Origin of the sequence: Streptomyces sp. SAT1 (genome assembly GCF_001654495.1) — a bacterium.
GTDB classification, from domain to species: domain Bacteria; phylum Actinomycetota; class Actinomycetes; order Streptomycetales; family Streptomycetaceae; genus Streptomyces; species Streptomyces andamanensis.
On the sequence record NZ_CP015849.1, the window covers coordinates 2,448,628 to 2,474,008 of the forward strand.

Consider the following 25,381-nt stretch of genomic DNA (forward strand, 5'->3'; position numbering starts at 1 on the left):
GGTGAACACCCGCACCGTCGCTCCCGCCTGGGTCCGGGTACGGCTGCGCACCGCGCCCGGTGCCGCCGCGGCCCTGGCCCTGCTCGTCGCGCTGACGGCCTGTCTGGCCGCCGCGTTCCCGCGCGCCCTGGACCGCTACGAGGACGCGGGCCTGACCCGCGCCGTCGACCAGGCGACCCCGAAACGCACCGTCCTGACGGTGACGGCGCCGCAGCCCGGCCTCCAGCTGCCCGCCGAGGAGCGCTACCAGGCGCTGCTGCCCCCGGCGCTCGGCCGCCAGTTCGCCCGGGTCACCGGCGCCGTACCGGCCCCGCTGAGCGTCGACGCCGGCCAGTCCGCGTACGGGGTGCAGAACACCGCCGACCTCAGCGTCCCGGACCCGTGGATCCCGCGGCCCAACGGCATCCCCGCGCAGATCCGGCTCGCCGCGCAGAACGGCCTGGCCGCCCACTCCACCGTGCGCGACGGCCGGCTGCCCCGGGCCGACGGCGAGGTGACCGCCGAGACCGCCGAGGTGGAGGCCGCCGTCACCGCCGAGACGGCCGAGAGCCTGCATGTGAAGGTGGGTTCGGTCGTCCACGTGCCCGCCGTGTCCCGGCCGCCGCTGGCCGTCCGCGTCACCGGCATCGTCACGCCCCGCGAACCGAACGGCTCCTACTGGTCGGCCCAGACGCTGCTGCGCACACCCGCCCTGGTGCGGGTCCCCGGCGGCACCGACCCCCTGTACTACTGGCTGGGCGCCCTGCTGCTCCCGCCGGAGGCGGCCCCCGCCCTGCTGGGCACCAACGGCCAGCCGGTCCGCTACTGGCAGATCGCCCCCGACGCCGGCGCCCTGCACGCCTACGACCTGGACCGGCTGAAGTCGGCGGTCGCCACCCTGGAGGCCGGACCGGGCCTCGGGCAGATCCGCGCGGCCACCGACCCGGCAGCGCAGGCGGACACCGACCTCGACGACATCCTCACCGCCTACCGGCGGCTGACCTCCGGCGTCGGCCCGCTGGTCGCGGTCGCCGCGTTCGGCGGTGCCACGGTCGCCCTCGTCGTCCTGCTGATGGCCGGGGGCCTGGCCGCCGACCGCCGCCGCTCCGAACTGGCCCTGCTGCGCGCCCGCGGCGCCTCGCTGCGCGGGCTCACCGGCCGGCTGCTGACGGAGACCGCGGTGGTCGCGGTGCCCGCCGGGGCCGTCGGCCTGGGCGCGGCCCTGCTCGCCGTGGACGAGGGCCGCCGCCTCCCGGCCGTCGCCGCCGCCGTCGCGGTCACGGCCGTCGCCTGCGCCGCGCTGCCGCTGCGCGCGGCGCTGGCCCACCGGGTGGTCCGCGTCCACGCCCCGCGCGAGGACACCATGTCGGTACGCCCCTCCAGGGGCCGTACGGTCGCCGAACTGACGCTGCTGGTCATCGCCGTGGGAGCGGTCATCGCGCTGCGCCGTCGCGGGGTGTCCGGCTCCTCGGACGGCTCGGGCGACCAGCTGGTTTCGCTGGCCCCGGTGCTGATCGGCGTGATCGCCGCGCTGGTGCTGGTGCGGCTCTACCCGCTGCCGCTGCGCCTGCTGATGCGCCCGGCCGCGCGGCTGCGCGGAGCCGTCGGCCATCTGTCGCTGGCCCGCGCGGGCCGTACGTCCGTCTCGGCCGTACTGCCGCTGCTGGCCCTGCTGACCGCGCTCACCACGGCCGCCTTCGGCGGTTCCGTGCTGGCCGGGGTGGCGGACGCCCGTGACCACGCCGCGCTCATCGCGGTCGGCGCCGACGCCCGCGTCGAGGGCACCGGGGTGCTGCCCGCCGCCCTGCCCGACCGCGTCCGCCACGCCCCCGGCGTCCGCGCGGTCACCGAGGCCGCCGTCAACTACCAGGCCAAGGCGGGCACCGGGTTCACCCAGGTGACCCTGGCCGGTGTGGTCCCCGCCGACTACGCGGCCCTGTCCGGCCGTATGGGGCTCGGCGCCTTCTCCCAGGACACGCTGCGGCGGCCGTCCGGCGGCGGGACCCCGCTGCCCGCGCTGGCCTCCCCCTCGGTCGCCCGGACCTACGGCACCCAGCCCTTCCCGGTGCGGCTGGACGACGGCAGCGACGTCACCGTGCGCATCGCCCTGGTCCGGGAGCGGACACCGGCCGTGATCGGCACCAACTTCCTGGTCGTGGACCGCTCCGGCCTCACCCGGCAGGCAGCCCGCACCAGCACTCTGCTGCTGACCGGCGACCACCTCGACGCGGGCGCGCTGCGCCGGGCGGCGGGGGCGTCCGTGGGCGTGGAGCTGCGCTCCGCCGAGCGGGCCCGGTTCGTCGACTCGCCGCTCCAGTCCGGCGCCGAGCGCATCTACACGGCGGCGGTCGCGGCCGGCACCGGCTACGCGGTGCTCGCCCTGCTCCTCGCCCTGCTGCGCTCCGCGCAGGAGCGCGGCGCGATGCTCGCCCGGCTGCGCACCATGGGTCTCACCCGCGCCCAGGGGCGCCGCCTGCTGGTGCTGGAGTCGCTGCCGCAGGCGGTGCTCGCCGCGGCCGGCGGCGCGCTGACCGGCTGGGCGACGATCCGGCTGCTCTCCCCCGGTATCGACCTGACCACGATCGCGCTGCCGACAAGCGTCGGCGCCACCGGCGCGAGCGCGCTGCGCACCGACCCGCTGTCCCTGGCCGTACCCGCCGTCGCGGTCCTGCTGCTGGCGGTGGCGGTCGCCGCCGTGCAGGCCTGGTGGACGGGGCGCAAGAGCTCCGTACGGGAGCTGCGGGCGGGGGAAGCGCGATGAGCGCCACCGGCACGAGGCGCGCGACGAGCGCCACCGGGGCGAGCACCGCCGAGGCGGCCGGCCCGCTCGGGCGGGCCGGCCGCCGAACCAGTCCCTCCGACCGACCCCGCCCCCGCCCCCGCCGCCGTAGCCGCCCCAGCCGCCACAGCCGCCGTGCAGGAGTCTTGCGATGACGACGAACCCCACCCTCGCCGACCTGGCCCGGCGCGCCACCGAGGACCGCACCCGGCCCGCCTACGGCCATGACGCGCTGATCACCTGCGACCGGCTGGTCCGCATCTTCTCCGCCGACGGCGTGGAGGTGCAGGCCCTCCAGGGCCTCGACCTGCTGGTGCGCAAGGGCGAGCTGATGGCGCTCGTCGGCGCGTCCGGCAGCGGCAAGTCCACCCTCATGAACATCCTCGCCGGTCTGGACACGCCCACCGCGGGCGCGGCCCGGGTCGGTGACCACGACCTCCTCGCCATGACGGCCAAGGACCGGCTGCGCTACCGCCGCGAGGTCGTCGGCTTCGTCTGGCAGCAGACCTCCCGCAACCTGCTGCCGTACCTGACCGCCGCGCAGAACGTCGCCCTGCCCATGCAGCTGGCCGGCGCCCGCGGCCTGGCTCGCCGCGCCAAGGCCGAACGCGCGCTGGAACTGCTGGAGCTGCTGGAGGTCGGCGACTGCCGCGACCGGCGCCCGCACCAGATGTCCGGCGGCCAGCAGCAGCGGGTCGCCATCGCGGTGGCCCTCGCCAACAACCCCTCGGTGCTGCTCGCCGACGAGCCCACCGGCGAACTCGACTCGCACACCGGCGAGCAGGTCTTCGCCGCCTTCCGCACCGCCAACGAACGCCTGGGCACCACGATCGTCATCGTCACCCACGACCAGGCGGTGGCCACCGAGGTCCGCCGCACGGTCGCCATCCGCGACGGCCGCACCTCCACGGAGGTGCTGCGCCGCAGCGAGGTGGACGCCGCCACCGGCGACGAGCGGGTGGTCAGCCGCGAGTACGCCATGCTGGACCGGGCCGGCCGGCTCCAGCTGCCCGCCGACTACACCCAGACCCTCGGCATGCGCGACCGCGTCGCGCTGGAACTGGAGGAGGACCACATCGCGGTGTGGCCCGACGACAGCGACAGCGAACGGGCCTGAGCCCGCGCCGCGCCCGGCGGGACCGTCGGCCCGGTGCGCCGGACCGGGCTCAGCGGACGCTGACGCCCAGCGCGCCGAGCCCGGCCCGGCGCACCGCCACCGACCCGAACGGGGTGCGCAGCCGGAGCCAGGCGCCCGAGGAGAACAGCGCGGGCCCGCCCGGCGCGGGCACGGCGGGGGTACCGGCCCCGGCCGAGACGGCGGGCGGCGCGGGTGACGCGGGTGATACGGGTGCGGCCCCGGCTCCGGAGTCAGTGGTCCCCGTGGGCCCGGTGGTCGCGGTCCCGCGCAGGAAGCCCAGGGACTGCGCCGCGTGCACGGCCCGCACCGGCAGGGCGGTCTCGCCGACCGTCCGGGACCAGATCTCCCGCCCGATCCGGTCGAGCTCGGCGCGGGTGCGCCGCTCGGGCACCAGGCTCCCCGTACGGGAGCGGAACTCGGCGACGGCCGCCGACACCAGCGCGCGCAGCGCCTCGGCCGGGGGCAGCCCCGGCTCGCGCCGCCAGCCGCCGCGCGGCGGCAGCACGCCCGCCCACGGCGGCCCGGTCACCGCGGCCGGCACGACGCCCGTCGCGGCCTTCTCGTCGATGGACTCCAGCAGCTCGCCCGCGGAGACGGTCACGTCGAGCGTGGCGTCGAGACCGTCCTCGTAGGGCTTGGCGAGAGCCACCGCGCGCACCGCCAGCACCTCGAACGACGCCGGCCGCCCGAACACCGCGAGCGCCGTCCCGGCCGCCTGGAGGCGGACGGCGGCGGCACGGTCGTAGTGCAGCAGCCGGGAGAGGAAGGCGGCGAGGTCGGCCGCCTCCGTCTCGTCGGCGAGGTGGAGCACCGTCATGCGGCGACGGCCTCCTCCTCGGCCGTCTCGTCCCGGTACTCCCCGAGGAACTCGCGCTCCTCGGCGGTGAGCCGGCGCGGGCGCTGCGCCTCGAAGTCGAACGGCACGATCACCGTCGACGCCCGGACGTAGATCCGGTCGCCGTCCTTGACCTCGTAGCCGAGGGTGAAGGACGCCGCCCGGATCTCGGCCACCCACAGCTCGATGTCCACCGGCTCGTGCCGGTGGACGAGCTGCCGCTTGTAGTCGATCTCATGACGCGCCACCACGGACCCCTGCTGGAAATCCTTGTCCGGGCGGAACAGGAAATCGATGCGCGCCTCCTCCAGGTAGCGGAGGAACACCACGTTGTTGACGTGGCCGTAGGCGTCCATGTCCGCCCAGCGCAGCGGGCAGCGGTATGTGTGGCGCATCTGCTTCGATCAGCCCCGGGTCAGCTTCTTGTGGGTGGCGCGGTGCGGCCGGGCGGCGTCCGGGCCGAGCCGCTCGATCTTGTTCTTCTCGTACGACTCGAAGTTGCCCTCGAACCAGAACCACTTGGAGTCGCCCTCGTAGGCGAGGATGTGCGTGGCCACCCGGTCCAGGAACCAGCGGTCGTGGGAGACGACCACGGCGCAGCCGGGGAACTCCAGCAGCGCGTTCTCCAGGCTGCCGAGGGTCTCGACGTCCAGGTCGTTGGTCGGCTCGTCCAGGAGCAGCAGGTTGCCGCCCTGCTTGAGGGTGAGCGCGAGGTTGAGGCGGTTGCGCTCACCGCCGGAGAGCACACCGGCCGGCTTCTGCTGGTCCGGGCCCTTGAAGCCGAAGGCGGAGACGTACGCCCGGGAGGGCATCTCGACCTGGCCGACGTTGATGTAGTCCAGCTCGTCGGAGACGACGGCCCACAGCGTCTTCTTGGGGTCGATGTGCTCGCGGCTCTGGTCGACGTAGGAGATCTTGACGGTCTCGCCGACCTTGATGCTGCCGGAGTCCGGCTCCTCCAGGCCCTGGATCATCTTGAACAGGGTGGTCTTGCCGGCGCCGTTCGGGCCGATGACACCGACGATGCCGTTGCGCGGGAGGGTGAAGCTGAGATTCTCGATGAGGACCTTGTCGCCGAAGGCCTTGTTCAGCTTGTCGACCTCGACGACCACGCTGCCCAGGCGGGGGCCCGGCGGGATCTGGATCTCCTCGAAGTCCAGCTTGCGCATCTTGTCCGCCTCGGCCGCCATCTCCTCGTAGCGGGCCAGCCGCGCCTTGGACTTGGCCTGGCGCCCCTTGGCGTTCGACCGCACCCACTCCAGCTCTTCCTTGAGGCGCTTCTGCCGCTTGGCGTCCTTCTGCCCCTCGACCCGCAGCCGGGTGGCCTTGGTCTCCAGGTACTTGGAGTAGTTGCCCTCGTAGCCGTGCAGCCGGCCGCGGTCGACCTCGCAGATCCACCCGGCGACGTTGTCCAGGAAGTACCGGTCGTGGGTGACGGCGACGACGGTGCCCTCGTACTTGGCGAGGTGCTGCTCCAGCCAGTTCACCGACTCGGCGTCGAGGTGGTTGGTGGGCTCGTCCAGGAGCAGCAGGTCGGGCGCCTCCAGCAGCAGCTTGCACAGCGCGACGCGGCGCTTCTCGCCACCGGAGAGGTTGGCCACCGGCCAGTCGCCGGGCGGGCAGCCCAGCGCGTCCATGGCCTGCTCCAGCTGGGCGTCGAGGTCCCAGGCATTGGCGTGGTCCAGCTCCTCCTGGAGCTTGCCCATCTCCTCCAGCAGCGCGTCCGAGTAGTCGGTCGCCATCTGCTCGGCGATCTCGTTGAACCGGTCGAGCTTGCCCTTGACCTCGGCGACGCCCTCCTGGACGTTCTCCAGGACCGTCTTGTCCTCGTTCAGAGGCGGCTCCTGGAGCAGGATGCCGACGGTGTAACCGGGCGACAGGTACGCGTCACCGTTGGAGGGCTGCTCGAGCCCCGCCATGATCTTCAGCACGGTCGACTTACCGGCACCGTTCGGGCCGACGACGCCGATCTTGGCACCCGGAAGGAAATTCAGGGTGACGTCGTCGAGGATCACCTTGTCGCCGTGCGCCTTGCGCGCCTTGCGCATGGTGTAAATGAACTCAGCCAAGAGAAACCGTCCGGCAGCTTGAAACTGGCAGTGGGCAGATACACCCCATCTTGCCGTACGGCCACCCCTGCGCGGAAACGCGTCAGGTTGTGGGGCTCTGACCTGGGGGTTCGCCGGTGACGACCGGAGGCTGAGGGCGGCCGGCCCGGTGGACGTCGCCCTGTCCACAGGGGTCCCACGCCGTACCGGCGCCTTCCGGGAGGACAGATGCAATGGTCGACGATCGCCGCGACAGCCGTGGGCACCGTGCTCGGGGTCGTCGCCACCCTCGCCGCCGATCACGTCCGATGGCGACGCGACAGGGCGGAACACGACCGTGAGACGTTGCGCACCGCGTGCACGGAGTACCTGTCGGCCCTTTCCAGAGCCAGGGACGCGTTCTCCCGGACGGCCCCTTCCCCGGACCGTGTCGGCAAGGGACACGTCGCGATCGGCGAACACGGCGTGTACGCGGCACAGCAGCAACTGGAACTGGTGGCCCGCCGGAGGCTCGTCGACAGCGCCGGCCGCACCACCCTCGGCGTCCTCGACTTCCATGACGCGGTGGCCGCGGGACACGCCCCGGACTCACCGGAGTACGTCCACGCCTGGCGAGCAGTCGGCCGGGCCCGTACAGCGCTGATCGAAGAGATGCGGGCCGCCCTCCGCCGGACCTGAGGCTCCCCCCCCGGCCGGTCCTGGGCGGATACGCGGCAGCCCGGGACGCCTGACCGGGGGCCCTGGTGACGGCCAGGACTCGCCGCCCGGCCGGGCTATCGTGCCGCTGTGACCAGCGCAGCGGAGCGTCCCCTCCTCTTCCTCGACGTCGACGGCCCGCTCATCCCCTTCGGATCGCCGAACGCCCCGCCGCAGGCCGCCGCCCCACCCGCCCGGCCCGGGGGGAACCCGCTGCTGGACCGGCTGGACCCCGGCATCGGACCACGCCTCCTGGCCCTGGGCTGCACGCTCGTCTGGGCCACGACATGGACGCAGGACGCGAACGAGACCGTCGCCCCGCTCCTCGGCCTGCCGCGGCTTCCCGTGGTGCAGTGGCCGGCCACCGACCCGGGCGACGGTCCCCGGGGCCTGCACTGGAAGACCCGGGCCCTGGTCGAGTGGGCCGACGGCCGGACGTTCGTCTGGCTCGACGACGAGATCACCGCCATGGACCACACCTGGGTCACCGCACAGCACCCGGGCCAGTCCCTGCTGCATCGCGTTGACCCGGCCAGGGGACTGGCTGACACCGACTTCCACGCAGTCGCGGGCTGGCTCGCCACCGTGGGCCACCCACCGGGCCGACCGACTACGCGGTGATGTCCGAACGGTCCTCTCTCCCCCGAGGGCCGAGGTACAGGAATGCTGCCGTGCCCGGCCGACCGGGCACGGCCCTCAGGGAATCGGAATGAAAGCAGGTTCGATACCCAACGCCGTGACGCCCTCGCGCACGACGCGGTCGAACTGCCTTAGCTCCGCCACGAGGGAGTCCCAGGTGACGGGTGAGGTCCGGAAGTCCGGAGCGAAAGCGGAGCCGATCCGCCAACCCCCGCGGGTATCCACGATGCGGATCAGCCCCTTCTCCGCCTGCATCGAGTCGAGTTCGAAGTCGTCGTGTCCGGCAGCCGGGCTCTGGAGCCACAGCGCCAAGTGGTACGCCAGCTCGGCCACCGGGAACTGCTCCTCGCGCCACAGCACCCGCTCGTTCTCCCGAACGGACAGCTCTGCCTCGATGTCGAGGAGCACTACCTCCAGGGGTGCCTCCTGCGGAGCGAGACCACGCCGCGGCAGATCCGACAGTCCGAAATTGCGGCAGACGAACCGCACCGGCCAGCCTCCATCATCCATCCCGAATGCGGGAATGGGCCGTTGGGATGAGCCCCGCCCGGATCCGGATCCGGTCAGTCCTGGGTGGTCCGCTTCTTGTGGAGGATGCTCAGGGCCGTGGCGCCGAGGACCAGGAGGCTGAGGCCGATGGCGGCGATCAGGGGGGTGGTGTCGGAGCCGCCGGTGGCGGCGAGGTCGGGGGTGGTGGGGACGTTGCCGGCGGTGACGGGGGTGGGGGCCGGGGCCGGTTCGTCGAGGGTCTGGGTCTTGGTGCCGACCGCGGCGCCCTGGGTCTTGCAGTCGAGGACGCCGGTGAAACGCTGGGCGCGGCCGTCGGGACCCACGAGGGTGAAGTCGTAGGCCTGGTCCTCCTGGAGGGGGATCGCGATGGTGCGGGTGGCACCCGCGGGGACGCTGTGGGCGGCGCCCATCAGGTCGAAGGTGTACGGCTGGTCGCCCTTGTTGGTCACGCGGATGTCCAGGGTGCCCTCGGCGCAGTTCTTCTCGGCGGACAGGGCCGGTATCGGGCCGTGCTCGCCCCAGGTGGCGACGGCGGTCGCGGAGACCGTGGACTCGCTGGAGCCGGCCAGGATCTGGGTCTGGCTGCGGCTGTCGGAGGTGAAGGCGCGGCCGACCGGCACGGTGGTGGAGGCCTGGACGGTCAGTTCGGCGGAGCCCGCCGCGGCGTCCGGGGTCCGGGGGGTGCCGTCGGTGCTCTCGGCCGAGTCGGTGGCGTCGGTGGTGCCCGTGGGGCTCTTGGGGATGTCGAAGTAGAGGGGGGTGCCGTTCTTCGCGGTGGTGACCGGCTTGCCGTCCTTGCCGACGATCCGTACTCCGCCGGCGTCGGCGGGGGGCGACACCGTCACGCTGCTCGCGCCGGTGCGCACGGTGACCGGGCCCAGCCGTCCGCCGGGGCGGCCGGAGACGGCGGGCGGGTCCAGGCTGAGCGAGGCGCTCGGTTCCGCCTCGTCGCGGGCGCTGCGCTGGAGGTAGTCGGCGAGCTTCTCGGCGCGGGAGTCGACGGCGTCGACGCGGGCGCCGTCGGAGTAGCGCCAGATCGCCACCTGGGTGCCCGCCGCCGCGTCCTGCTCGGTGAGGTTCCTGACCCCGGCCTTGGCGGCGAGCGCCGCGAGGTCGTTCACCTGGGGGTAGGAGTGCGCCAGGATCCAGCGGATCTTCCCGGTGTTCTTGTTGGCGCCGAGGGAGGTGCCGCTCCAGGGAGTCTCCTGGTACTTGGCGTCCTTCTGCGTGGGGTTGTGGATGTCGACACAGTACGTCTGGAGCATGCCGCCGCCGTCCACGGCCATCTCGAACAGCCCCGCGGAGATCTGGTGGTTACCGCTCTCGTCGCGCAGGACGGCGGCACCGTACGTCTTCAGGCCGCCCATCGTGGCGGTGGCCCCGCCCTGGCTCTGCGGCCTGCCGTCGGCGGTCGCCGGGCCGGCGGTGGCCAGCACGGCGGCGACGGCGAGTCCGGACGCCAGCGTCGTGGCGGCGAGACGGGCCGCCCCTCGCCCGCGCGCGGACCGCGCAGAGTACGAAGCACACACAGAATTCCCCTCCGAGCAGGACCCGTTCACGTGGGGGTGCGGTCCCACCAGCAGAATCTCCAAGCCCATGAGCTACGTTCGGCATCCTAAGGACCCCTCGCACCGGCACTTGCTGTCAGGTCGTCAGGGGCCCGATCCGAATCGGAATCGTTATCGCCGCCACCGCCGACGAGCAGGGCTTATCGACAAATCAACCCGGCTCGCGGGCGGAGGGCGGGCCCGGACGGACCTCGGCGGGGCCGGGGGCCGCGGCCTGCCGTCATGCCACCGCGGCCGGCTCCCGGTCCTGCTCCCGGCCCTGTTCACGCTCCTGCGGCTCCGGACCCGATCGCTGTCGTGGCTGTGCGCGCGGTGCCGGATCCGGGGTCTCCCAAGAAGGTTCGGGGCGCGGCGGCTCCGCGGGCGCGGCCTGCTCCGGGCGGCCCGAGCGGCGGAACGCCGACGTACCCCGCGCCAGGTCGTGGCCGATGGCCGTGGCGTCGATGTCGGCCCAGGTCCTGCTGGTGCCGTCGCGGGTCTCCGTCCGTACTTTCAGGCGGCCCTGCACGAGCACGGGGTCGCCCACGTTCAGCGAGGCCATCGTGTTGGTGGCGAGCTGGCGGTTGGCCCACACCGTGAAGAAGTTGGTGTGGCCGTCCGTCCAGGTGTTCTTCTCCCGGTCCCAGTAGCGCGCGGTGACCGCGAGGCGGAACCTCGCCGAGGCGCCCGCGGCCGGTTCGCGGTACACCGGCTGGGTCGCCACGTTGCCGACCACGCAGACCGTCGTCTCGTTCATCGTCTGTCCCTCCCTCGCCCGGCCTTCCGGTCCGGGCGGACACCCGCACGGGCCCGTCCCGTACGGCTGCGTCCGCCGCATCCGCTGCGGCTCGCCGCGCCGACCGCTTCCGTCGCGATCGCCGCGGCACCAGACTGCCGCCGCCGGGACGAGTCCGCCGGGCCCTGTGGAGCACCGCCCGCCTGTGGACAACCCGCTCACCCGATCGGGTACCGAGTGCCTTCCGGCCCCGCCAGGACTCCGCTCACCGCCCGCTCACCGCCCGCTCGCCCCCGCCACCCGGGCGTACTGCTCCCGCACCTCCCGGTACCGCAGCAGTTCCGACGCCACCGGATCCAGCACCCGGGCCCGTCCGCACCCCGCGGCGGCCTCCCGCAGCCGGCGTTCGGCCTCCTGCCCGTATCTGCGGGCCGGGCCGCGGGCCGCGATGCGGCAGCTCCACTCCACGATGGGGCCGCCGACGATCCCGGCGATCATCAGCAGCACCGGCACACCGAGGTTCGGGGACAGGACACCGGCGATCTGGCCAACCAGCCACAGGCCGCCGACCACCTGGAGGATGGTCATCGACGCCTGCGCCATGACCGCCGCGGGCCACCAGCCCGGCCGCGGCGGACGGCCCGGGGGCAGACCGGCCCGCGCCGCGAGTTCGTCCAGGGCCTCGGACAGCCCCTGGGCCCCGCGCACCGCGGCCTCGCGCACCGCCTGCGCCCAGGGCGCGGGCAGTCCGGCCGCCGCCCGTTCGGCCACCGTGCGCACCGCCTGTTCGACGCGCTGGCGCGCGGTGGCCTCCTCGTCGGGCTGCGCGCGCACCGGCAGCCGGCCCGTGGGGGGCTCGCGCCGGTCCTGGTACCAGCGCCACAGCCGCAGCCAGGGCGTACCGCACGCGCGCCCGGCGTTGCGCAGCCAGGCGCGTTCGGCCGCCTCGCCCGCCGCGGTGGCGCCCACCGCGTCCGCGAGGCGGGCCGCGAACTCCTCGCGCGCCTCCTCGCTCAGCCCGGCCCGCCGCCGGGTGTCGTACACCGGCCGGAGCCGGTCCGCCGCCGCGTCGACGTCGGCCGCGACCCGGCGCGCGGCGGCCCCGCGTTCGGCCACGAACTGGCCGAGCGACTCGCGCAGTTCCGGGATGCCGTCCCCGGTGAGCGCGGACAGGGCGAGCACGGTCGCGCCCGGTTCGCCGTACTCCCCGAGGGCTACGCCGTCCTCGTCGAGCAGCCGCCGCAGGTCGTCGAGGACCTGGTCGGCGGCCTCGCCGGGGAGCCGGTCGACCTGGTTGAGGACGACGAACATGACCTCCGCGTGGCCCGCGAGGGGACGCAGATAGCGCTCGTGGAGGACGGCGTCGGCGTACTTCTCCGGGTCGACGACCCAGATGACCGCGTCGACGAGCCCGAGGATGCGGTCCACGTGCTCGCGGTGCTGCACGGCGGCCGAGTCGTGGTCGGGCAGGTCGACCAGGACCAGGCCGCGCAGTTGCGGGTCGGCGTCCGGGCCCTGCACGGGGCGCCTGCGCAGCCGGCCGGGAATGCCGAGGCGGTCGATGAGGCTCGCGGCGCCGTCGCTCCAACTGCACGCGATGGGGGCGGCGGTGGTCGGCCTACGCACCCCCGTCTCCGAGATCGCCACGCCCGCGAGGGCGTTGAACAGCTGCGACTTGCCGCTGCCGGTGGCGCCCGCGAGGGCGACGACGGTGTGCTGCCCGGACAGTCGGCGGCGCGCCGCCGCTTCGTCGAGCACGCGCCCCGCCTCGGCGAGGGTGCGGCTGTCCAGCCGGGTGCGGGACAGCCCGACGAGTTCGCGCAGCGCGTCCAGCCGCGACCGCAGCGGCCCGTCGTAGGCGAGCGGCGGCACGGGCAGCGTCCGGGCGGGCCGGGGGTCCACGTGCACGAGGTCGGCGGCGCTCGTGCCCGTGCCGGTGCCGGTCTCGGTGACCCGGCGCGCGATCAGCCCGTCGTCCCAGGCCCCGGACCCGGACCCGTCGGCGCCGCCGCGGCCCGGGGCGTCGCCCTCCCTGCCGTGCGGGTGCCGGTCGTCGTCCCGCACGCGCGCGTGCGTCTCGTCGTCCCTCACGCGCGCGTGCCGCTCGTCGTCGTGCCCGCGCGCGTACCGCTCGTCCCGGCTCGCCTGCCGCGCGAGCGCGGTGGCGGCGGTCCTGCCGTCCGCGCCGCTCCTGCTGTCCGCACCGTCCCTGTCCTCCCTGCCGCCGCCACTGCCCTCACCGGCCGGGGCGGCTTCGGCGGACCGGCCCGCCGGAACACCGCCACCACCCCCGCCGACGCCACCACTGCCACCATCCCCGCCGACGCCACCGCTGCCACCGCGACCGCCACTGCCGCCACGGGCCTCGCCCCGGCCCGGATCGGGCCGCCCCGCACCGGGCCGCCCGGCCTCCCGCCCCGGCGCGTCCCGCGCCCCGTACCTGCCGCTGGACACCGCGCCCGCACCCGGGCCCGCTCCCCCGCCCGGCCCCGCCGCGCCCTGCGCGCCCTCCGTACCCTCCGCGCCCTCCGCGGCGTCGGCGTGCTCCGCACGGCCGGTGCGCGGGGCGCGTGCGGTGTGTTCCGTTCGGTCCTGATCAGTGACGGCGGTCACCGGTCACCTCTCCTTCAGCAGTACGGACAGCGCGGCGATGAGTTCGGCCTGGGGTTCGGGGTGCACTTCCAGGGCGTCGAGCGGAGCCAGCCGGCGTTCCCGTTCGGTGTGCATCACCCGGTCCAGGTAGTCGGCGAGCAGCCGGCCGGCCCGGTCGCGCAGCCGCAGGGCGCCGTGCGCACCGATCCGCTCGGCCAGCCCCTCCCCCGCGGACCGGCCCCGGCGGCCGCCCAGCAGCCCGGTGGCAGCCAGGGCGGCGACGACCTCGGGGTCCGGAGCGACGCTGCGGTCCAGCTCGCGCACCTCGTCCTCGGCGTACTCCTCCAGCTCGCGCCGCCAGCGCCGTACGGCGAGACCGATGCGGTGCTCGGCGCCCTCGGCGGCGGGGGCGCGGTCGGCGAGTCCGGGCGCGGTGGCGGCCGGTTCGCGCCGCCAGGCGTCGTCGACGCGCTCGTCGGCGGCGGTCACGGCGCACAGCAGCAGCGCGCCGAGGCTCTCCACGAGCGCGTCGAGCAGTTCGCCCGCGGTGCAGTCCAGGGGGTAGGCGCGCCACCGCTTCAGGGCGTCCCCGGCGAGCACGGTCCCCGCCTGCAACCGGCCCCGCACGCGCGCGTGCTCGCCGTCGTAGGCGCTGTCGACGGCCGAGATCAGCCGCAGGGCGGCCGAGTGCTGCGCGGCGGCGGCGCCGGCCAGTTCGGGCATCCGGAACTTGAGCGAGTCGAGCAGGCCGTGGGCGGTGCGGCCCATCGCGTAGCGGCGGGCGGCGGGATCCTGGGCGTGGTGGACGAGCCAGGTGCGCAGCGGGGCCACGGCGGTGGCGGGCAGCAGTCCGCCGCCCCAGGCGGACTCGGGCAGCTCGGGCACCGTGAAGCGCGGTACGTCGCCGAGGCCGGCCTTGGTGAGCAGCGCCCCGTACTGCCGGGAGACCTCGGAGACGACCTGGTGCGGGACCCGGTCGAGGACCGTCACGAGGGTGGCGTCGTACTCCTTGGCGGTGCGCAGCAGGTGCCAGGGGACGGCGTCGGCGTAGCGGGCGGCGGTGGTGACCATGACCCAGATGTCGGCGGCGCAGATCAGCTCGGCGGCCAGGGCCCGGTTCTCGGCGATCAGGGAGTCGATGTCGGGCGCGTCGAGCAGGGCGAGGCCCGGGGGCACCGTCTCCACGGTCTCGATGCGCAGCACGCGCGCGGGATCGTCCTCGGTCGGGGGGAGTTCGTCGCCGAGCGCCGTGGCGGCGGGGTCCTGGCGGGGCACCCACACGCGCGCGAGGTCGGGCAGGACGCGCATGCCGCTGAACCAGTGATGGTCCTCCGGATGGCACACCAGGACCGGCGTCCGGGTCGTCGGCCGCAGGACGCCCGCCTCGCTGACCCGCCGCCCGACCAGGGAGTTGACGAGCGTGGACTTGCCCGCGCCGGTGGATCCGCCGACGACGGCCAGCAGCGGCGCGTCGGGTTCCCTCAACCGCGGTACCAGGTAGTCGTCGAGCTGGGCGAGCAGTTCGTCGCGGTTGGCACGCGCGCGTGGGGCCCCCGCGAGCGGCAGCGGGAAGCGTGCGGCGGCGACGCGGTCGCGCAGGGCGGAGAGTGCTTCGAGCAGCTGAGGCCGTACGTCCAAGGTCACCACATGCGAAGAATGCCCAATTTTAGGGGAATTCTGAAGCATATGAGCATGTCTGCGCGCCGACGGAACACAAGGGATGGAACGGACGACTGGGGCGACGGCACAGGCCAGGCATAACGAGTGCACAACACCCGGTGCCCGAGGCACCAAAAGCGATGCGCGATTCGCACCTGCCTGCGATTATCAGGACCGCTTCACCGAACCTCCACATCGAGCCACGGAGGCGAAGCGACAGGGGCAAGGACGCGGGAGCCCTATCCTTGTCCCCGGCGACGTCACGGAGCGGCCCGCACGGGCGGCACCACGGCGAGAGCCACCCACCAGGCCCCCGTAGCTCAGTGGATAGAGCAGGCGCCTTCTAAGCGCTTGGCCGCAGGTTCGAGTCCTGCCGGGGGCGCCACCGACATCCTGTCGGACCGGCGGCGCATACACGGATCACGGGCGCACCGCCGCCCCGGAATCCGCCATTCACCGATCCTTCCTCCCCCGCTTCCCGGCCGCCGTCATGCCGCCCCCCTCCGGCTGCCCCAGGCCCGGACACGCACCCGACATGCGCCCCGCCCGCCCGCGTTCTTTACTGGAGCCCGCACCGGAGATCCGTACGGCCGCCGTACGGGAGGAGGCGGAGCGTGAGGGACGACGGCTCGGGTCGGGCGGGGTCCTGGCACCGGGCCGTGGTCCCGGCGGGCGCGGGGCTCTTCGTGGGATCCCTGGTCGCCGTCTACTTCCTGCTGCCCCTGGACGGGCTCGGACCGCACCGCCCGGTCCTGAGCTGGACGGTGTTCGTGCTGGTGCTCGCCGCGGTGGCGGCGCTGATCCTGCGGCAGATCCACGAGGTGCTCACCGACAAGCCGGACACCCGGCCAGGACTGGCCATCCCGGTCCTGATGGCCCTGTCCGTGCTGGTCTTCGCCGGCGGGTACTACGTCCTGTCCCGGCATCCGGGCGAGATCACCGGGCTGAGCACCCGCGTGGACGCCCTCTACTTCACCCTGGTGACCCTGGCGACCATCGGCTACGGCGACATCACCCCGCACGGCCAGTCCGCGCGGGTCGTCACCGTGCTCCAGATCCTCTACACCTTCGTCTTCCTCACCGCCGCGGGGGCCGCTCTCAGCCGACGCGTCCGCATGCTCATGGAGAAGGGGGGCGCCGGGCGTCCCGACGACCGGCCGTGAGCGGAGCCCCTCACGCCCGGTGGTGCGGCTGGCCAGACCGCTGCCCTCGGGGACCCTCGGGGGCGCGTGCCGCGTCGCCTCGGCGACGGTGCCGTGGAAGGCGTGGACGGCGCGCAGGCCACCCGGAGGCGTCCAGCCGCCGCAGCGGCTCCGTGCGGCGGGTGACGGCCCGGGGGGGGGAGGTCGGCCGACGGAGGCTGGGAGAGGTACTCGCCGCGCACCTCGTCGTCCAGCTCGCGCAGCACGCACTTGCGCAGCACGCGCTTGCCCAGCGCGGTGGCGTGCCCGGCGTTCTCGAAGCCCACCCACAGCTCGGCGCGCGGCGCCCGGGGGCCGTCGACGACCTCCGCCACCCGGATCTCACCGTCCTCGTAGAAGGTGAGGCAGGCCACGGCGGACAGGTCGTCGCGCAGGGCACCGAGCACCGGGCGGGTCCGGCTCAGCCGCGCCTGCGTCCGGCTCTCCTCGTGCGGCGCGCCCAGCCGCTCGCCCAGGACGAAGGAACCGTCCTCCAGTCTGCGCACACGGACCGGGCCCCGGCCGTCCCCCGGATGACGGGAGGGGACGACCGGGGCCCGGGGCTCGGCTCACCCGGTGCGGCGACCGGGCACTGCCGTGGGACGGACGGTCCGCCCCACGGGCCGGGGATCAGCCCGGGATCAGCCCGGGATCAGCCGGGGATCGGCCCGGACCGGCCCGGACCGGCCCGGGATCACAGGGACCCCCGCCGATCACACCGGCTGCCAGAGGGCGGGGACGTTGGGCGGCTCCCAGCCCGGGTAGGCGGTGTGGCCCTGGAGGCACCGGTAGCTGACGCCGTTGTACGTCACGACGTCACCCGCCTGGTAGGTGGCGCCCTGCTGCCAGGTGGTCCCGCCGCCCCCGCCGGGCACCGTCAGGGTGTAGGTGGTGGTGTGCGTGGCCTCGCCGGCACCGGTGACGGTCAGCGTGTACGTACCGCCCGTGGTGCCCGCCGCGACCTGGACGGTGGCGGTGGCGGACTGGCCGGAGGTCACCGAGGCCGGGCTGAAGGAGACGCTCACCCCGGCCGGGGCGCCGGAGGCCGACAGCCGTACGGTCTGCGCGTCACCGCTGGTGGTCGCCGTGGCGATGGTCACCGAGGCGGAGGAACCGGGCTGGACGGTACCGGTGGCCGGGTTCGCGGAGATCGAGAAGTCGTTGACCGGCACGGGGGTGTCGCCGACGGAGGTCTTCCAGATCGTGTACGCGACACCGTCCGCGCTGCGGTTGAGCGCGGTGGCGTTGATGTTGCTGGTGGTGTCGCAGGAGGAGTGGTAGCAGGAGTCGTAGGAACGGCCCGCGGTGCCGCCCCACTTGGCGGCCTCGGAGGAGGACTTCACCGCGTCGGCGCCGGTGGCGTAGCCCGAGGTGGGGATGCCGACCTGCTGGAAGGAGTAGTCGTCGGAACGGCCCTGGCCCTCGACGTTCTCCTGCGGGGCCAGGCCCAGCGAGTCCCAGTACGCCTTCATCGGGGCCGAGGCCGCCGAGTTCAGGTTGTTGACGAAGTAGCCCGCGTTGGTCGAGGCGACCATGTCGAAGTTGTAGTACGCCTTGATCCGGGAGCGGTCGGTGCCGGAGAGCGAACGGGCGTAGAAGTCGGAGCCGTTCAGACCCGCTTCCTCGTCGGTCCACCAGGCGAACCGGACCCGGTTCTTCATGGTCGGGTTGGTCTGCGCCAGGGTCAGCGCGTTCTCCAGCAGGGTCGCGGAGCCGGAGCCGTTGTCGTTGATGCCGGGGCCCGCGGACACGCTGTCGAGGTGGGCGCCGAACATGTACACGTTGTTGGCGTCGCCCTTGGGCCACTCGGCGATCAGGTTGTTGCCCGCGCCGGAGGTGCAGCCCGAGGTGCAGGTCTGCTCGGTGACCGTGTAGCCGGCGGCCTGGAGCTTGTCCTTGAGGTAGGCGACCGAGGCGCGGTAGCCGGCGGATGTGGAGCGGCGGTTGCCGCCGTTCTGCGTGGCGATGGTGTTCAGCTGGGCCAGGTGCGCCTGCACCTTGGCCACGTCGATGTCGGGCGGGGTGCCCGGTTCGGTGCCGCCCCCGCCGACCGTCAGCGTGTACTGGGCGGTGTGGGTCTTGCCGCCCCCGCTGCCGGTGACGGTGATCTGGTACGTCCCGGCGGGCGTCGACGCCGCGGTGGTGACCGTCATGGCGGAGCTGGCGCCGGAGGTGACCGTCGCCGGGCTGAAGGAGACGTTCGCGCCCGCGGGGGCGCCCGAGGCGGTCAGCGTGACCTGCTGGGCGCCGCCGACGGCGGTGGTGCCCACGGTGGTGCGCGCGGAGGCGCCCGCCTGGACGGAGCCGGTGGCCGGGTTCAGCGCCAGCGTGAAGTCGGACTGCTCGATCTGGCAGGTCGGGTCACCGGACTGGGCGCCGACGCTGATCGCGTCCCAGGCGGCCTTGGTTGCGGTGAACAGACCGCAGGTGGAGTCCAGGCTCTTGGCCGCGGTGAGCGTGGCGGTGCGGTAGCGCTTGTAGGTCATGCCGCTGGTCTTGAGCAGCATGCCGCCGTAGAAGACCTTGCCGGCGTTCTGGATGCCGACGCCGGTGACGGTGGAGTTGTTGCAGGTGGGGCTGGAGGGCTTGCCGCCGCCCGGGTTGGAGCCCTCGGCCAGCAGGTAGAACCAGTGGTTGAGTGGGCCGGCCGCCGCGTGCTCCTCGGTGGAGGGGATCGACGCCGAGTAGCAGTTCGGGTTGTTGCTGACCAGGCTCGGGTTGTACATGTTGCGGATCGGGCCGCGGCCCTGGAGGTTGATCATCTCGCCGACGGTGTAGTCGGGAGTGTCGTACGGCGACGGCTCGTTGGCGTACGCCTCGGTGAGGGCGCCCATGATGTCGCCGGTCGCCTCGCCCAGGCCGCTCTCGTGGTTGTCGCCGCCGGGCGTGAAGGTGTCCAGACCGTGGCCGAACTCGTGGCCGACCACGTCGATCCCGGCGATCCACTCGTTGGCGCTGTTGTGGCCGATCGTGACGGTGGAGCCGTCCCAGTAGGCGTTCAGGTCGTTGAGGCCGACCTTGACCGGCCAGCTGCCGCCGTTGCCGTTGTGGCCGTTGCGCCCGAGCCAGTTCTTGAGCATGTCCGACTCTTTCTGCGCCGCGAACATCGCGTCGACGCAGCCGGTCTCCTTGCTCGTGGGGTTGCCCGTGCCCCAGCTGTCGGTGGACTTGGTGAACACACCGCCGCTGTAGTCCGAGCACTGGAGGCCGGGGCGGGTGGTGTCGCGCAGCACATAGCTGCTGCCCGAGCGGGAGGTGTCGATGGTCAGCGGGTTGGGGCCGTTCCACTTGCTGTTGCCGGTGCCCGCGTGCACCTCGTCGTGGGTGCCGAGGACCTTGCCGGTCCGGGCGTCCACGAAGACGTGCAGCCTGCTGGGCACGTTCGTGCCCGTACGCCCGGTCAGCACGGTCTCCCAGGCGAGGGCGGCGGTGCCGTCCTCGACCCGGACCACCAGGCGCGGGGCGTCCGCCTTGTCGACGTGCGCGAGCCGGGCGCGGCTGGCCGCCGCCGCCCGGGAGGCGGTGACCGAGGGCTCGGTGGAGACGGAGATCCGGGCCCGGGTGGCGGACTGGACGCCGCGGACCGTGCCGGTGCCGTCGGCGAGGACGACCGCGTCGCCGCCCACGACCGGCAGGCCCTCGTAGGTGCGCTGATAGGCGACCGAGTACAGGCCCTTCACCCAGGGGGTGACCTGCCGGCGGTCGTACTGCTCGTCCGGGCCCTTGGCGAGCGCGTCGAGGCCGCTGCGCACGGCCTGGTCGGCGGCGGCCACGGCCTTCGCGACGGGGGTCTGCTCCGGCGTGCCCGCGGCGGGTGCGGAAGCCGGCGCCGCCGCGGCGAACGAGGCCGGCACCACCACCCCCCCGAGCGTCACGGCCAGGGATATCCCGGCCACTGCCATCTTTCTCAGCATCGCGGCTCCTTGTGAGAGGTGTGCGGCCCTTGTCCGGCCGTCGCCCCCAGAGCATGGGCACGTCAATCCGGAACGGGGTGACGGTGACATGCCATGGTCTGGACCGGCCGAACCCTCACATCGACCCGCGGCCGGGTCAACGGTTTCCGGCCCGTGGTCCAGACCTGTCAAAATCCGGCAAGCGCGCGAACCGGCCGCGCTCCCCGCCGGCCCGGCGTCCACCGGTGGCACCACGGGCCCCTCGACGACCTCAGAGACGACGACCTCAGAGACGGGACCCCGTCGTCTCCGCCGCGTCCGCCGCGTCCGCCGCCAGCAGCCGCTCGCGGTACTCCCGCACCTCCGCGAGATCGCCCCAGCGGCCGAAGAGCCTGCCGTGCAGTCCGCGCAGCTCGGCGCTGATCATCAGCTCGCGCGCGGCCACCGCCTCGCGCAGCACCGGACCGGCCACGGCGACCGCCGCCCCCGGATCGCCCGCGCACGCCCAGCCGTCGGCCAGCCGCAGGGTGAGCAGCAGATGGGTGGCCCGCATCACCTCGGGCAGCCGGGCCCGCGAGCGCGCGGTGGCCTCGACGGCGCGCCGGGCCGTCGTACGGTCCCCGGTCGCGGCGGCCAGGTCGCGCAGCGCGCCGCCGATCGCCGACTCCACCCGCATCTCCCCCTCCGCGCCCGCCAGCCAGGGCGCCTCCAGGAGGTCGCGGCGGCCGAGCCGGGCGAAGCCGCGGCGGGCCGCGGTGATGTGCCGCCGGCACTCGGCGGCGTCGTGCCCGAGGGCGTACCCGCGCGCCTGGTACAGGCCGGACAGGGTGGCGACCCAGCGCCGCCGGGGATCCACCGCGCCGATGGCCTGCGCGTACGCCAGTGTCGAGCCGGGGTCCTCGTCCAGCCGGACCAGCGTGCACATGTCGCTGAGCAGGGTCGCCCGCGCCGGGGCGTCGTGCACGGCGTCCGCCCACCCCAGGCCGTGCCCGAACCAGGCCATGCCGATGCCGCCCTGGCCGCGCTGCATCCGCAGCCGCCCGGCGACCTGGGCGTACTGGGCGGCGAGCCGGAGCTGCCCGTACGGCAGCCGGCCCGTGGCGTTGACCTCCTCGGCCCAGCGCACCACCGAGCGCAGCAGCCGCTCGACGGTGGCCAGCGAGTCCGCGGTGGTCCGGTGGAACGCCTCGCGGATCAGACAGGCGAGCACAGCGGTCAGGGCGTGCAGCAGCTCCGCCTCCGCGCCCGTGCCCGTCCCGGTCCCGCGCGCCCGCGCGGCCGCCGCCGCACCCCGCGCGCCCGCCGCGCCGGTGCGGGGGCCGATGCCCGCCGCGCCCGGGGAGCGGCCGGTCAGGGCGGCCAGCACCGCCAGCAGCTCCGGTAACTCCCCCAGGTCGGGCACCGCGCAGCCCGCCGTGCCGTGCAGCGGGCAGGCGAGGCCCTCGGCGGGCAGTTCCGCGGGCCACAGTCGGGGGTCCGGCGCCTCACCGGAGCCGGGCGCGTCCGCCCCGGGCATGGCCCCGAACAGCTTCCGGTCCAGCGGCGGACGGTCCGCCGCCGGTGGCGCCTCGCGCGGTGCGGCGGCGAGCGCGGCCAGCTCTCCCCCGGTCTCCAGCACCGCGTCGAGCCGCCGCACCAGACCGGCGGGCGGCTCCCGCAGCCCGCTCTCCAGCTTGCTGATGAGGGTGTGGTGGTAGCCCACCCGCAGCCCCAGCTGCAACTGGGTGAGCCCGGCCTGTCTTCGCCGGGACCGCAACCGCCGTCCGAACTCGCCCCACGCCTGCACTGTCTCGACGGACATGGCCCCTCCCCGGACGAGGCTCGCGCCTTCTGCCGTGTGACACCCGGACTTCGCCTTCCCGCTACCGGACAGCACAGGGGAGCCGCCGCCACCGCGTCAATCGGGTTGGCCAAACAGCAGTCGAATTGGTCTCTACCAGCACCCCGGCCGGATCCACGCTGTTCAAAACGGGTGATCCGGGGAGATACGCCGTGACCCGGGCGGGCCGGTCGCGTTGAAGGGGGAGTGCGGCCGCGCGTCCTGCTGCCGCACTCACCGAGCAAGTTAGGAGAACGTGATGTCTCGCATCGCGAAGGCGGCTGCCGTCGCTCTCGGCACGGGTGCCGTGGTGATCAGCGGAGCCGGTCTCGCCATGGCGGACGCCGGTGCCGAGGGGGCGGCTGTCGGCTCGCCCGGCGTCGTGTCCGGCAACACGATCCAGGTCCCGGTCAGCATCCCGGTGAACCTGTGCGGGAACACCATCGACGTCATCGGCGTCCTCAACCCCGCCTTCGGCAACACCTGCGCCAACATCGGGCACCTCGCCCAGGGTGACGGCTCGGGCGCCTACGGCGGCTGACACCGCCCGCCCGTCCGCACCGGACCCGCAAGGTCCGCACCGGACCCGCAAGGAGAGCCCCGGCACCTCGAGCGCCGGGGCTCTTCCCGTGGGCCGGGCGGTGCGCCGGGCCGGGCCCACGGGCCCCTCACGCGCCGGGCGCACCACCCCGGCGCGGGTCAGGCGTACCGGTAGATCCGGCTCACGTCCTCCAGCGAGTCCGGGGTGACGTCCCAGGGCGGCATCTTCTCGCGCCGGGCGACGATCCGGCCGCGCTGCGCGTCACCCGGTCCGGGCGGCGAGGCGGGCAGGTAGCGGGCGCCCCGGTGACGGCTCTGCCAGCGCGTCCACTGCAGGTCGAGGAAGGCGTGGTGGAGCCAGAAGACCGGGTCGTTGACGGAGGCGGCGCCCAGCATCGCACCGCCCACCCAGCGGTGCACGCGGTTGTGGTTGCGCCAGGAAACGCTGCCCCGGCCGGTGCCCCACCCCTCCAGCTTGTTGCGGAAGCCCCGGGTGACCGTGGAGTCCCAGGGCGCCACGTCGTAGGTGCCGTCCTTCAGCGCCCACTCCAGCTCGTTCTTGTCCGGGAGCTGGATCGGATCGCGGGAGCGGCCCAGGTCACGGGTGAGGAACTCCCCGTCGGTCACCCCCACCTTGAGGGTCCAGGAGCCGTGCGCGTACGCGAACGGGCCGGTGGTCACCCGGCGGTCGGAGGCCCGGCCGTCGCCGCCCATGAGGTCCGCGGTCCAGGGCGCCGAGGTGCGGGTGCGCTCCCGCGTCCAGTCCCAGTAGGGCACGGTCACCGAGGAGTCCACCCGGCGCAGCGCCCCCTCCAGCTCCAGCAGGAACTTGCGGTGCCAGGGCAGGAAGGACGGTGCCATGTGGGCCGGGCGCAGCCCGTTCTCGCCGTCGGCGGTGAAGTACGCGATGTGCGTGCGCACGAAGTCGTCGTACTGGCCCCGCCGTTTGACCTCCAGCAGCGCGTTCACGAACCGCCGCTTCTCCGAGGCGGTGAGCCGGGTGATGTTCTTACGCGTGTACGCCACCGTGCTCTCCCCCCGTGTAGGAGCCCGCGTACGGGGCGCCCGCGCCGACCGGGCCGGGAGCCAGGTCGCGCAGCCGCCGCCCCGGCCCCATCTCGTCGACGGCGCCACGGGCCGCCTCCAGGGGGGTGCGGTACGAGCCGTAGTGGTCGACCATGCTCAGCCAGGTGCCGTCGGCGCGGCGCATCAGGTGCAGCGGGCGGCCGTCCACCGTGACGTACCACTGGCCGGTGCCGCCGGCGCCGCGCTCCGGGGTCCACACCCCGCGGATGCGCCGGCCGCGGTAGGTCTCGTCGAAGGCGGTGCCGCCCGGGGTGCTCCACGGGCTGGTCCCGGTCCCGGCGGCGGTGCCCGGGGGCCGGGAGGCGGCGGTCACCGGGGCCAGCGCGGCGACGGCGGCGCAGGTGAGCAGCCGGCGCGTCACCTCCCGCCGTGTGCTGCCTCCGGTGTCCGCCGCGCCCGCGACCGCGCCGCCGGTGCCGTCCGCCGCCGTGCTGCCCGCCTGTGCCGGTGTTCCGCCGTTGCCTGAGCGCATGGCCCGTCTCCTCGTCCGGTTCGGTCGCCCGAGCCGTCTCTCCGTCGCCGTGGGTCCGCGACCGTCTGTCGGTGGCCGTATGTCCGTAGCCGTTTGTCCGCGGTGGTAACCACGGCGGACGGCGGACGGTCACCGGGATACGGCCGGATGGCGGTCGGGGGACGCCCGTGCGGGCGGCGGGAGGAGGGAGGAGGGAGGAGGGACTACAGGCCCTGACCGGCCGTCAGGTCGGCTCCGGGCACGGCCTGGAGCGCGGGGGCGAGGACGCCCAGTTCCGGCTGGGTCAGCACCGGCAGACCGGCGTTGCCCGGCCGGGGCCCGGTCAGCGGGCCGTCCACGGTCAGGCCGGGCGCCATGGCCCGCAGGTCGGAGGCGGGCGCCGCGACGTCCACGTGGTCGAATCCGTCGCCCAGGACGTGCGCCAGCGGCGCCCGCACGTCCAGGCCGGGCAGCCCGCCCTCTACCGGCAGGCGCGGCAGCGCGCGCTCCGGCAGCAGCCTGCCCTCGACGAACCGGGGCCCCTCGGGGCTGCCCGCGGTGGGCAGCGGCAGCTCGCCGCCCACGCTGGGCAGTTCCATGCCGAGGGCGCTCTCGGCACCGCCGAGCGGCACGGGGACGGGAACCGTCCCGACCGCGGCGGCGGGGGTGGCGGCGGCGCCGACGGCTGCCGCCACGCCCGTGACAAGGGCGGCGAGGGTTCCTCGGGTGGTCGACTTCATGTCAGGCACGGTCCCTTTCAGGATTCGGTGGCTCAACGTCCGCACCGCTCAACGAGAGGGGTGCGGCGACCAGCGCACAATTCGCCCGGGTGCCGCAGTAGTACGACGGACACCAAGTACGACCGGTACGGCGGGCGGGGCGGCCGGGGCGGGCGTCAGCTCCGCAGCGGCAGGCCGCCGAGCAGCGGACCGGCCGAGGAGTTCAGGCTCTGCGTGGCGCCGTCGACCGTGTGGAGCAGCGAGCCCTTCTTCTCGGTGTCGAGCGCGTCGGACTGGTGCTTGACCGGCATGACGTCGATGGGTTCCCTGGTCAGCGAGTTCACGGCGCCGTTGAGGCTGGTGGGCGTCAGGTCGGAGGTGTTCTGGGCGAACGCGGGCGCGGCGGCGCCGACGGCGACCAGGGATCCGGCGAGGACGGCGGCAGCCTTGAGGGACTTCATCGTGCTCCTTTGGCGGGTCGCGGCGACGGGGTCACGTCACCGGGCGGGGACGGGGTCTCCCTGCCCAACGAGC

At 74.3% G+C, this 25,381-nt stretch carries 20 protein-coding genes, 1 tRNA gene and 1 pseudogene; 7 read left to right on the top strand and 15 right to left on the bottom strand.

Features of this window, described 5'->3' with window-relative positions; all coding sequences use genetic code 11:
• Nucleotide 1: 1 nt before the first annotated feature.
• Complete coding sequence (locus A8713_RS10630; protein ID WP_079158906.1) at nt 2-2,740, top strand: FtsX-like permease family protein; 2,739 nt, start codon at nt 2-4, stop codon at nt 2,738-2,740.
• Between the two features lie 169 nt (nt 2,741-2,909).
• Nucleotides 2,910-3,875: an ABC transporter ATP-binding protein gene (locus A8713_RS10635; RefSeq protein WP_064533200.1), complete on the top strand. Its 966-nt coding sequence runs from the start codon at nt 2,910-2,912 to the stop codon at nt 3,873-3,875.
• 49 nt (nt 3,876-3,924) lie between these two features.
• Here the strand turns inward: A8713_RS10635 and A8713_RS10640 are convergent, their stop codons facing one another.
• From A8713_RS10640 to ettA, 3 genes are read right to left on the bottom strand one after another with little or no spacing between them, the layout of a single operon-like run.
• Nucleotides 3,925-4,713: a hypothetical protein gene (locus A8713_RS10640; protein WP_064533201.1), complete on the bottom strand. Its 789-nt coding sequence runs from the start codon at nt 4,711-4,713 to the stop codon at nt 3,925-3,927.
• A complete protein-coding gene (locus A8713_RS10645; protein WP_018568429.1) occupies nt 4,710-5,126 on the bottom strand; it encodes an acyl-CoA thioesterase in 417 nt (138 codons plus the stop codon). The genes A8713_RS10640 and A8713_RS10645 overlap by 4 nt, the downstream gene beginning before the upstream one ends.
• 9 nt (nt 5,127-5,135) lie before the next feature.
• A complete protein-coding gene (ettA, locus tag A8713_RS10650; protein ID WP_064533202.1) occupies nt 5,136-6,800 on the bottom strand; it encodes an energy-dependent translational throttle protein EttA in 1,665 nt (554 codons plus the stop codon).
• Nucleotides 6,801-7,007: 207 nt separating this feature from the next.
• Between ettA and A8713_RS10655 the strand changes: the two genes are divergently transcribed.
• Nucleotides 7,008-7,457, top strand: coding sequence for a hypothetical protein (locus A8713_RS10655; protein ID WP_064533203.1), 450 nt, complete (start codon nt 7,008-7,010; stop codon nt 7,455-7,457).
• Nucleotides 7,458-7,565: 108 nt separating this feature from the next.
• The gene (locus A8713_RS10660) at nt 7,566-8,096 is read left to right on the top strand and encodes an HAD domain-containing protein (protein WP_064533204.1); all 531 of its coding nucleotides are present in this window, start codon (nt 7,566-7,568) and stop codon (nt 8,094-8,096) included.
• Between the two features lie 75 nt (nt 8,097-8,171).
• On the opposite strand, the gene A8713_RS10665 is transcribed toward A8713_RS10660, so the two are convergent.
• The 5 genes from A8713_RS10665 to A8713_RS10685 form a co-directional block, all read right to left on the bottom strand.
• Complete coding sequence (locus A8713_RS10665) at nt 8,172-8,603, bottom strand: DUF7878 domain-containing protein (protein WP_237305341.1); 432 nt, start codon at nt 8,601-8,603, stop codon at nt 8,172-8,174.
• Nucleotides 8,604-8,677: 74 nt separating this feature from the next.
• Nucleotides 8,678-10,153 carry a Cys-Gln thioester bond-forming surface protein gene (locus A8713_RS10670; protein ID WP_064533205.1) on the bottom strand — a complete coding sequence of 492 codons (1,476 nt, stop codon included), beginning with the start codon at nt 10,151-10,153 and terminating at the stop codon, nt 8,678-8,680.
• 259 nt (nt 10,154-10,412) lie between these two features.
• The gene (locus A8713_RS10675) at nt 10,413-10,928 is read right to left on the bottom strand and encodes a single-stranded DNA-binding protein (RefSeq protein ID WP_064533206.1); all 516 of its coding nucleotides are present in this window, start codon (nt 10,926-10,928) and stop codon (nt 10,413-10,415) included.
• A 255-nt stretch (nt 10,929-11,183) separates the two neighbouring features.
• A complete protein-coding gene (locus A8713_RS10680; RefSeq protein ID WP_064533207.1) occupies nt 11,184-13,520 on the bottom strand; it encodes a GTPase in 2,337 nt (778 codons plus the stop codon).
• Nucleotides 13,521-13,523: 3 nt separating this feature from the next.
• The gene (locus A8713_RS10685) at nt 13,524-15,146 is read right to left on the bottom strand and encodes a dynamin family protein (RefSeq protein WP_064533208.1); all 1,623 of its coding nucleotides are present in this window, start codon (nt 15,144-15,146) and stop codon (nt 13,524-13,526) included.
• A 321-nt stretch (nt 15,147-15,467) separates the two neighbouring features.
• On the opposite strand from A8713_RS10685, the gene A8713_RS10690 reads away from it, so the two are divergent.
• Nucleotides 15,468-15,543 (top strand) — tRNA-Arg (locus tag A8713_RS10690).
• Between the two features lie 229 nt (nt 15,544-15,772).
• Nucleotides 15,773-16,321 (top strand): potassium channel family protein, encoded by a 549-nt coding sequence (locus tag A8713_RS10695; protein WP_443069707.1) that lies wholly within the window; start codon nt 15,773-15,775, stop codon nt 16,319-16,321.
• Between the two features lie 124 nt (nt 16,322-16,445).
• On the opposite strand, the pseudogene A8713_RS34180 reads toward A8713_RS10695, so the two are convergent.
• From A8713_RS34180 to A8713_RS10705, 3 genes and pseudogenes are all read right to left on the bottom strand, one after another.
• Nucleotides 16,446-16,845, bottom strand: a pseudogene (locus tag A8713_RS34180) (IclR family transcriptional regulator); the annotation flags it as partial.
• A 207-nt stretch (nt 16,846-17,052) separates the two neighbouring features.
• Nucleotides 17,053-20,253 (bottom strand): M28 family peptidase, encoded by a 3,201-nt coding sequence (locus A8713_RS10700; RefSeq protein ID WP_064533209.1) that lies wholly within the window; start codon nt 20,251-20,253, stop codon nt 17,053-17,055.
• Nucleotides 20,254-20,518: 265 nt separating this feature from the next.
• A complete protein-coding gene (locus A8713_RS10705) occupies nt 20,519-22,033 on the bottom strand; it encodes a helix-turn-helix domain-containing protein (RefSeq protein WP_064533210.1) in 1,515 nt (504 codons plus the stop codon).
• A gap of 277 nt (nt 22,034-22,310) precedes the next feature.
• Here A8713_RS10705 and A8713_RS10710 point away from each other — a divergent pair, with 277 nt between their 5' ends.
• Nucleotides 22,311-22,592, top strand: coding sequence for a chaplin (locus A8713_RS10710; protein ID WP_064533211.1), 282 nt, complete (start codon nt 22,311-22,313; stop codon nt 22,590-22,592).
• A gap of 158 nt (nt 22,593-22,750) precedes the next feature.
• Here A8713_RS10710 and A8713_RS10715 read toward each other — a convergent pair whose 3' ends face one another.
• The 4 genes from A8713_RS10715 to A8713_RS10730 all read right to left on the bottom strand — a co-directional run bounded on the left by A8713_RS10715 (nt 22,751) and on the right by A8713_RS10730 (nt 25,308).
• Nucleotides 22,751-23,617, bottom strand: a complete 867-nt coding sequence (locus A8713_RS10715) for a tyrosinase family protein (RefSeq protein WP_064533212.1) — start codon at nt 23,615-23,617, stop codon at nt 22,751-22,753.
• Nucleotides 23,601-24,149: a tyrosinase family oxidase copper chaperone gene (locus A8713_RS10720; protein ID WP_079158907.1), complete on the bottom strand. Its 549-nt coding sequence runs from the start codon at nt 24,147-24,149 to the stop codon at nt 23,601-23,603. Before A8713_RS10720 ends, A8713_RS10715 begins: the two co-directional genes overlap by 17 nt.
• 203 nt (nt 24,150-24,352) lie before the next feature.
• Entirely contained in the window at nt 24,353-24,868 is a 516-nt protein-coding gene (locus A8713_RS10725; protein ID WP_064533213.1) for a hypothetical protein, read from the bottom strand.
• 155 nt (nt 24,869-25,023) lie between these two features.
• Nucleotides 25,024-25,308 carry a hypothetical protein gene (locus A8713_RS10730; RefSeq protein WP_064533214.1) on the bottom strand — a complete coding sequence of 95 codons (285 nt, stop codon included), beginning with the start codon at nt 25,306-25,308 and terminating at the stop codon, nt 25,024-25,026.
• Nucleotides 25,309-25,381: the final 73 nt, after the last annotated feature.

Bases quoted from the DNA above. Each gene is read 5' to 3' on its own strand.
- A8713_RS10635 (WP_064533200.1), top strand. From the start codon at position 2,910: ATGACGACGAACCCCACCCTCGCCGACCTGGCCCGGCGCGCCACCGAG.
- A8713_RS10640 (WP_064533201.1), bottom strand. From the start codon at position 4,713: ATGACGGTGCTCCACCTCGCCGACGAGACGGAGGCGGCCGACCTCGCC.
- A8713_RS10645 (WP_018568429.1), bottom strand. From the start codon at position 5,126: ATGCGCCACACATACCGCTGCCCGCTGCGCTGGGCGGACATGGACGCC.
- A8713_RS10655 (WP_064533203.1), top strand. From the start codon at position 7,008: ATGCAATGGTCGACGATCGCCGCGACAGCCGTGGGCACCGTGCTCGGG.
- A8713_RS10675 (WP_064533206.1), bottom strand. From the start codon at position 10,928: ATGAACGAGACGACGGTCTGCGTGGTCGGCAACGTGGCGACCCAGCCG.
- A8713_RS10700 (WP_064533209.1), bottom strand. From the start codon at position 20,253: ATGCTGAGAAAGATGGCAGTGGCCGGGATATCCCTGGCCGTGACGCTC.
- A8713_RS10705 (WP_064533210.1), bottom strand. From the start codon at position 22,033: ATGTCCGTCGAGACAGTGCAGGCGTGGGGCGAGTTCGGACGGCGGTTG.
- A8713_RS10710 (WP_064533211.1), top strand. From the start codon at position 22,311: ATGTCTCGCATCGCGAAGGCGGCTGCCGTCGCTCTCGGCACGGGTGCC.
- A8713_RS10720 (WP_079158907.1), bottom strand. From the start codon at position 24,149: ATGCGCTCAGGCAACGGCGGAACACCGGCACAGGCGGGCAGCACGGCG.
- A8713_RS10725 (WP_064533213.1), bottom strand. From the start codon at position 24,868: ATGAAGTCGACCACCCGAGGAACCCTCGCCGCCCTTGTCACGGGCGTG.
- A8713_RS10730 (WP_064533214.1), bottom strand. From the start codon at position 25,308: ATGAAGTCCCTCAAGGCTGCCGCCGTCCTCGCCGGATCCCTGGTCGCC.